This window comes from Mesorhizobium sp. P3_A9, from assembly GCF_056402975.1.
This window is the reverse complement of the sequence record NZ_JBFUGJ010000297.1, coordinates 1-7,147: the sequence shown is the minus strand read 5'-3', so window position 1 is coordinate 7,147 and position 7,147 is coordinate 1. Positions and strand designations below refer to the sequence as shown.

At 63.5% G+C, this 7,147-nt stretch carries 6 protein-coding genes; 5 read left to right on the top strand and 1 reads right to left on the bottom strand.

The annotated features are described in order from the left end of the window. A partial coding sequence (locus tag AC1DX0_RS27690; protein ID WP_477357586.1) for an ABC transporter permease occupies positions 1-650 on the bottom strand: 650 nt, incomplete at its 3' end. A 351-nt stretch (positions 651-1,001) separates the two neighbouring features. Between AC1DX0_RS27690 and AC1DX0_RS27685 the strand changes: the two genes are divergently transcribed. The 5 genes from AC1DX0_RS27685 to AC1DX0_RS27665 all read left to right on the top strand — a co-directional run bounded on the left by AC1DX0_RS27685 (position 1,002) and on the right by AC1DX0_RS27665 (position 7,076). Continuing rightward, positions 1,002-2,153 (top strand): fumarylacetoacetate hydrolase family protein, encoded by a 1,152-nt coding sequence (locus tag AC1DX0_RS27685; RefSeq protein WP_477357583.1) that lies wholly within the window; start codon positions 1,002-1,004, stop codon positions 2,151-2,153. Positions 2,154-2,256: 103 nt separating this feature from the next. Beyond that, positions 2,257-3,786, top strand: coding sequence for a sugar ABC transporter ATP-binding protein (locus AC1DX0_RS27680; protein WP_477219727.1), 1,530 nt, complete (start codon positions 2,257-2,259; stop codon positions 3,784-3,786). Next, on the top strand, positions 3,783-4,811 hold the full coding sequence (locus AC1DX0_RS27675) for an ABC transporter permease (protein WP_477219728.1): 1,029 nt from the start codon (positions 3,783-3,785) through the stop codon (positions 4,809-4,811). Before AC1DX0_RS27680 ends, AC1DX0_RS27675 begins: the two co-directional genes overlap by 4 nt. 225 nt (positions 4,812-5,036) lie before the next feature. Then, positions 5,037-5,972: a substrate-binding domain-containing protein gene (locus tag AC1DX0_RS27670; protein ID WP_477219729.1), complete on the top strand. Its 936-nt coding sequence runs from the start codon at positions 5,037-5,039 to the stop codon at positions 5,970-5,972. A gap of 117 nt (positions 5,973-6,089) precedes the next feature. Further along, positions 6,090-7,076 (top strand): ABC transporter permease, encoded by a 987-nt coding sequence (locus AC1DX0_RS27665; protein WP_477219730.1) that lies wholly within the window; start codon positions 6,090-6,092, stop codon positions 7,074-7,076. Positions 7,077-7,147: the final 71 nt, after the last annotated feature.

Genomic DNA, 7,147 nt, shown 5'->3' with positions numbered 1-7,147 from the left:
GGCATGGAGTTCGGCAGCACGACACGGCGGAACGCGGTGAACGGCCGCGCGCCAAGGTCGGAAGCAGCCTCGAGCAGCGATTTCGGGATGGTGTCCAGCGCCACATAGATCGGCAGGATGGCAAACGGCGCGTAGGCGTGGGCGAGCGTGACGACGACGGCGGCCGGAGTGTTCAGGAAAGCCAATGTCGGCTGAGACCAGATACCGCTTTCGATCAGCGCCGAGTTCAAGACGCCGTTGTAGGCGAGCACGATCTTCCAGGCGAAGACACGCAGGAGATAGCTGGTCCAGAACGGCAGCGTCACCAGGAACAACAGCAGGCTACGCCGCCGCCCGGCATGGAAGGCAAGATAGTAGGCGACGGGATAGGCGGTGACGACGGTTGCGAGCGTCACCAGGCCGGCAATGACCAGCGAGCGCAGCGTCACCGTCCAGTAGAGCGGATCGGTGACCACGATGGCGAAGTTTTCGACGGTCAGCCCAACGCCGAGCAGCGAGCCGTCATTGCCGCGGAAGGCGAGGAACAGCACCAGGCCCAGCGCAAACAGGATGAGCAGGAAAGTGACCAGCGCCCCCGGCAGCAGCATGGCTAGCCGAAAGCCGGAGGAAGACCGGGCCTCTGACGCTTGCGTTGCAACTAGGGTCGACATCGACCTGCCCACCAAGAATTTGAAATTTGCTAAGACTTTTTCATATTCATGAAACTGTCAAGCGGAATCCTGCTGGAGGATGATGTGATCAACGTCTCAAGTTCGCCGAGACCGCAGCGACGCCGGGTTTGATGTGCCATATGAAAATCCATCGAAGCTTTCATGCTCTTGAAAACATTTTTCGGTTTCTGCGATGCCTGACGCACACCTGTCGACGAACGGCCGGAATTTCGCAGCCCAAACACAGCACGTTGGATCACCATCAATGGGATAGACCTTTGAGCGGAATCCGGTGAAAGTGCCGCGCCGATCCGGCAAGCCCGCATTTTCGATGATTAGAGGACCGCACGCATGACGAACCCGACGCATCTGCCCACCGAGGGCCTTTTTGTCGGCCGCGCCAAAAGCGCCTCGCATCCGCTGGTGGTCACGGTGCGCGACGGCACGGTCTTCGACATCACCTCGAGCGCGGCGCCGACCGTGCGGGACATCTGCGAGATGGCCGATCCGGCCGGGCATGTGCGCTCGGCCAAGGGCAAGCCGATCGGCTCGCTCGATGATATCGCGGCCAACAGTTTTCAGGCCACGCGCGATCCGGCAAAGCCCTATCTGCTCTCCCCGGTCGACCTGCAGGCGATCAAGGCGTCGGGCGTGACCTTCGTCGTCAGCCTGCTCGAGCGGGTGATCGAGGAACAGGCGCGCGGCTCGGCGGAAAAGGCCGACGCCATCCGCGCCGACATTGCCGGGCTGATCGGCCATGATCTGTCGAAGCTCAAGCCCGGTTCGCCCGCGGCGATGGAGATCAAGGCCAAGCTGATCGCCCGCGGCGCCTGGTCGCAATATCTGGAAGTCGGCATCGGCCCCGACGCCGAAATCTTCACCAAGTGCCAGCCGATGGCCTCGGTCGGCTTCGGCGCCGATGTCGGCCTGCACCCCGTCTCGACCTGGAACAATCCGGAGCCGGAGATCGCCATGATCGCCGCCTCAAGCGGCAGGATCGTCGGCGCCACCATCGGCAACGATGTCAATTTGCGCGACGTCGAAGGGCGCTCGGCACTGCTGCTCGGCAAGGCCAAGGACAACAATGCCTCSGCGTCRCTAGGCCCGTTCATCCGCCTGTTCGACGACACGTTCTCGATCRACGATGTGAAGCAGGCCRTCGTGCGCCTGAAGGTCGAGGGCGAKGACGGGTTYTCGCTGGAGGGCGCAAGCTCGATGGCCGAGATCAGCCGYTCTCCGGAAGAGCTGGTTGCCGCCGCCATGGGCCCGCACCACCAGTATCCGGACGGGCTGGCGCTCTATCTCGGCACCATGTTCGTGCCGTCGAAGGATCGCGGCGAAAAGGGCAAGGGGTTTACCCACAAGGTCGGCGACATCGTCACCATCTCGTCGGAGAAATTCGGCGCGCTGGTCAACCGTGTGCGGCTGTCGCCCGATTGCCCGCACTGGACCTATGGCGCCAGCCATCTGATGCGTGACCTGGCGAAGGCTGACCTTATCTAGAATCTGTCTAAAACGGCCGCAATCAACACAATTTTATGCGGAATCCCAGTGACGGCGGACGCAATCCACTTCAAGATCGCGGTGCGGTCGGGGGGCCGTTCCGATGTCCGATTCGCCGATCCTGTTCGTGCGCACCGTCGCCAAACGCTTTGGCGGCACGGTCGTGCTCGAAGACATGAACCTTATGGTCGAGCGCGGCTCGATCCACGCGCTGGTCGGCGAAAGCGGCGCCGGCAAATCGACGCTGACGAAAGTGCTGGCGGGCATTGTCCGGCCAGACCGTGGCATCATCGAATTTGACGGCAAGACCGCGACCATCGACAACCCAAATGCGGCGCGGAAGCTCGGCATTGGCGCTGTCCTGCAACAGCCGGGGCTGTTTCCCGAGCGCCCGGTGCTGGCCAATCTGTTCGTCAATCGCGAGCCGGTTCACAACGGGCTGATCTCGCGGCGCGAAATGGAGGCACGTAGCCGTGACCTGCTTCGCCAGCTTGGTCTCGATGTCGATGTCCATGCCCCGCTCGGCGATCTCGGATCCGGCGAACGGCAGTTGGTCGCGATCGCCCGCGCGCTTCTGGAAAATCCGAGGCTGCTCATCCTTGACGACCCGAATTCGGCGCTCGACCAGCGCCAGGGCGAGCGGCTGTTCGCGGTGCTGCGCGGGCTGAAAGCCAGGGGCATGAGCATGCTCTACGTGTCGAACCGGCTGGACGATGCACTTGCGATTGCCGACCAGCTGACGGTGATGCGCAACGGCCGTGACGTGTTGTCAAAGGCGCGGCAGGAGTTGACGGCTTCCGAGGAAGTGATGATCGGCCAGTTGCGCCAGTCGCTGTTCCCGCTGCCGCTCAGAGCCCTGCCTACGTTAGCCGGGACGCTGCGGCCGCAGGTCACAATCGACGGGCTCAGCGGCGGCAGACTGAATGGGATCAGCTTCACCGCCCGCGCGGGCGAGATTGTCGGGCTTGCCGGGTCCGGTGCGCAGGATCTGCTTGCCCTGTTGTTCGGGCTGCGCAAGGCACGCCAGGGCAAGGTGCGTTTTCCCGATGGCGATGGCTTGCCAAGAACGCAGACGGAAGCCGCACGGCGCAACATCTGCATGATTTCAGGCGAGCGCGGCAACGGGCTGATGCCGGAAAAATCCATCGCCTTCAACATGGCGAACGTCGTCGTCGGTGCGCGCGACTGGGGATCACGCTGGTATTCGCCCCAAGCAGCGCTCGGCCGGGCCGCGCGGCAGATCGAGGCGCTGCGCATCAGGAGCACGCCGGAAATGCCGGCGGGCTCGCTTTCGGCTGGTGGCCAGCAGAAGGTGATCATCGCCAAATGGCTGGAAATCGGCCCGCAGGTGGTGCTGCTCGATGAGCCGGCCCGCGGCATCGACATCGGCAGCAAGCAGGAGATCTACGCGCTTATCCGCCAGATGGCGGCCAGCGGCTGCATCGTGCTGCTGCATTCCAACGAGCTGTCCGAATTGACCGGGCTCTGCGATCGCATCTTGGCATTGCACCAGGGCAGGCTGGCCGGCGAAATCGCCGGCGACGACATGGATGTGGGCAGGCTTCTGAAGCTGATCACGGCAGGCAAACCTGCGGACGAAAACCGACAAACCAGCCGAGAGAGTGCAGCATGACCAGGACCGATACCGCGCCGCTGCTTGCCGGTTCCGCGAACCGTCGGCCTGGACGCCGTATTCGGCTGCCGGCCGAGACCGGTGCTGTCGTTGCCCTCGCCCTGTTGGTCGCACTGCTTGGCTGGCTGAGCCCCGCCTTCCTCGAACCGGCCAATCTGGTCTCGGTGCTGGGCCAGGCTGCTCTGCCCGGCCTGCTGGCGATCGGCATGGTGTTCGTGCTCGCCACACGCGAAATCGACGTTTCGGCCGGTGCGGTGTTCCATCTCTCAGCGACCTCCACCGCCTTGCTGATGGTTGCCGGAGTGGACCCCTGGCTTGCCGCGCTGGCGGGTGTCGCAGCTGGCGCCGGCCTTGGCCTGATCAACGGCCTGCTGGTGATCGCGCTGCGCCTGCCGGCTCTGCTGGTGACGTTGGGCACATGGTGGATGATCCAGGGCCTGTCGCTGGTCGTCGGCAAGGGGCAGACAATCGCACCGCCGGGCTCCGATGTCCTGGCCACGCTGTCGGGCAAGGCGTTCGTCATTGTGCCGGTGACAGGCATCGTCCTTGTCGTGCTGGCGCTGGCGATGCATGTCGTGCTTCACCGCACCCGTTTCGGCTACCGGGTCCAGGCTGTCGGCAGCAATCCGCAGGCTGCCGCCCATGCCGGCATTCCAACAGGCAAGGTCAGGGTGCTGACGCTGGTGCTGATGGGTGCGATGGCCGGGCTTGCCGGCGTGATCCATGTCGGTGCCCAGGGCGCCATTGCCCCCGGTGACGGCAGCACGTTCGCACTGCTGGCGATCGCGGCGGCGATCATTGGCGGCACATCGCTTTCGGGCGGCAACGGCAGCGTCATGGGTGCCGCGATCGGCATGCTGGTGCTGCAGACGATCCTGAGCGCCATGACCTTGCTTGGCGTGGATGCGATCTGGGCCGCCTTCACCACCGGCGCCCTGGTCGTGCTTGCCCTCGCGGTCGATCGGCTGGTCAGGCTGTGGCGCGATCGGCGCACAGATCGCGCCCGGGACAATGCGTTCGGCTGAGCCTCGACGCCAATCATCCGATCGCCCGGAAAAGTCATCGCAACTGATGCAATCTGATGGGTCTGCTGATGGCGTCGCGTCAGGCGCCAACTACATCTGCAGATGGAGGCTTGCCATCCGTCGAAAAAGGGAATGCTCTGAGGCATCCGAGCGGCGCTGGCAAAAGACGCAATCCGGCCGAAGCCGGAATAAGGGACGGATCATCTTCAACCGGGAGGAAATCAAATGCTGACAAGACTAAGACTTGTGCTCTACGGCCTGCTGGTCGCGCTGACGCTCATTCCGGCAGCGGCGCAGGCCAAGACGTTCTACTGGATTTCACATGGCGGCCCGGCCGATCCGGTCTGGACCTACTTCCTCGCCGGCGCCAAGCAATGGGCGAAGGACACCGGCAACACCGTCAACACCTCGTTCCACAATGGCGATGTCGCCTCCCAGCAAGAAGCGGTCCGCGCCGCGCTCTCGGCGAAGGCCGACGGCATCGTCACCACCAGCCCAGATCCGGGCAGCCTCGTCGAGATCGTCAAGGAAGCCCGCGCGGCCAACATCCCGATCATCAACTTCAACACGCCCGATCCAAAAGCCAATTTCAATGCCTATGTCGGCGGCGACAACGTCACCTTCGGCAAGCATTGGGCGCAATATCTTGTCGACAAGGGCCTGGTGAAGAAGGGAGACTTCGTCTGGATGCCGGTCGAGATCCCCGGCGCCACCTATGGCGTCCAGGAAGAGGAAGGCATCAAGAGCGTCTTCGGACCGCTCGGCATCACCTATGAAGTGACCGAAGCGACGCTCGACCAGGCCGAGGTCATCAACCGCATGGTCGACTACCTCACCGCCCACAAAGGCAAGATCAACGCCATCATCGGCCTTGGCGACCTCGTCACCGGCTCGATCAAGCGGGTCTTCGACCAGGTCGGCGTCAAGCCTGGCGAAATCCCTGTCGTCGGCTGGGGCAATTCGCTCGACACCACCCAGGAAGTGCTGAACGGCTACGTCAATGCCGGCCAGTGGCAGGATCCGCAGGCGACCAGCTATGTCGCGCTGTCGCTCGCCAACATGGCCGCGTCAGGCATTCCTCCGGGCTTCAACGTCATCACCGGCGCGCTCTACGAAAAGGACACCGCGCAGGTCTACGACAAGATCCTGTCCGGCAAATAACATCCCAGACCCAGGCAGTCGCGACCCTATCCACGGTCGCGACTGTCTTGTCCATTCGCCGAGCCTCGCCGGAACTGGCGCAGGTGTCAGCCATTCCCATCATGTCGCGGGTTATCAGTGGAAAATCATTCGCTTGTCCAACGCCTGATTGCGCGGCCTGAATTCGGCCCCTTCGTGCTGCTCGTCATCGAGATCGGCGTTTTCTGGGGCTTCAACCACGATTTCCTGTCACCGCAGAACATCTCCAACACGCTGGCCTTCACCGTCGAGCTCGGCTTGATTGCGCTGGCGATGACATTGCTGATGACATCAGGCGAATTCGACCTTTCCGTCGGGTCCCTGTTCGGCTTCTCGCCGGTGCTGATGTGGACGCTGTTCAACAGCGGCCTCACCTCGCTGGAAATGGGCTTCGTCGTCGCGCTGGTGGTCGCCGCCTTGATCGGCTTGGTCAATGGCTGGTTCGTCACGCAGCTCAAGATACCGTCCTTCCTGGTGACGCTCGGCATGCTTCTGGTGGTGCGCGGCAGCGCGCTTTTCATCACCGACGGTTTTCCGCAGCGCACGTGGAGCGCCGAGGGCAGCTGGCTGGCGGAAGCGCTGGTCGGCGACTTCTTCATCGGGCCGTTCCGCATCTACATGTCGCTGTTCTGGTTCATCGCGGCGGCGATCGCGCTCGGCTATGTGCTGACGCAGAGCCGGACCGGCAACTGGATCCAGGCGGCCGGCGGCAATCCCAACGCGGCGCGCGCCCGCGGCGTCAATGTCAACCGCGTCAAGATCGGCCTGTTTGTGCTGTCGTCGCTCATGGCGTCGCTCGCCGGCGTCATCTCCTCGCTACGCACCTCCGCCGCCAACCCCAACAGCGGCACCGGTTACGAGCTCGAAGTCATCGCCATGGTGGTGATCGGCGGCACGGCGCTGACCGGCGGGCGCGGTACCATCATCGGCACCGTGCTCGGCATCCTGATCCTGCGCGTGATGCGCAACGGCATCGTGCTGATCGGCGTGCCCGGACTTGCCTACAACATCTTCATCGGCGCGATCATCCTTGGCATGATGGCGCTCCATTCATGGCTGGAACGCCGGCATCAGGCAGGGACTTGAACCATGGCCGAGCCATTGATCCGCATGCAGAACATCCGCAAGTCCTATGGCCGCGTGCAGGCGCTGGAGGA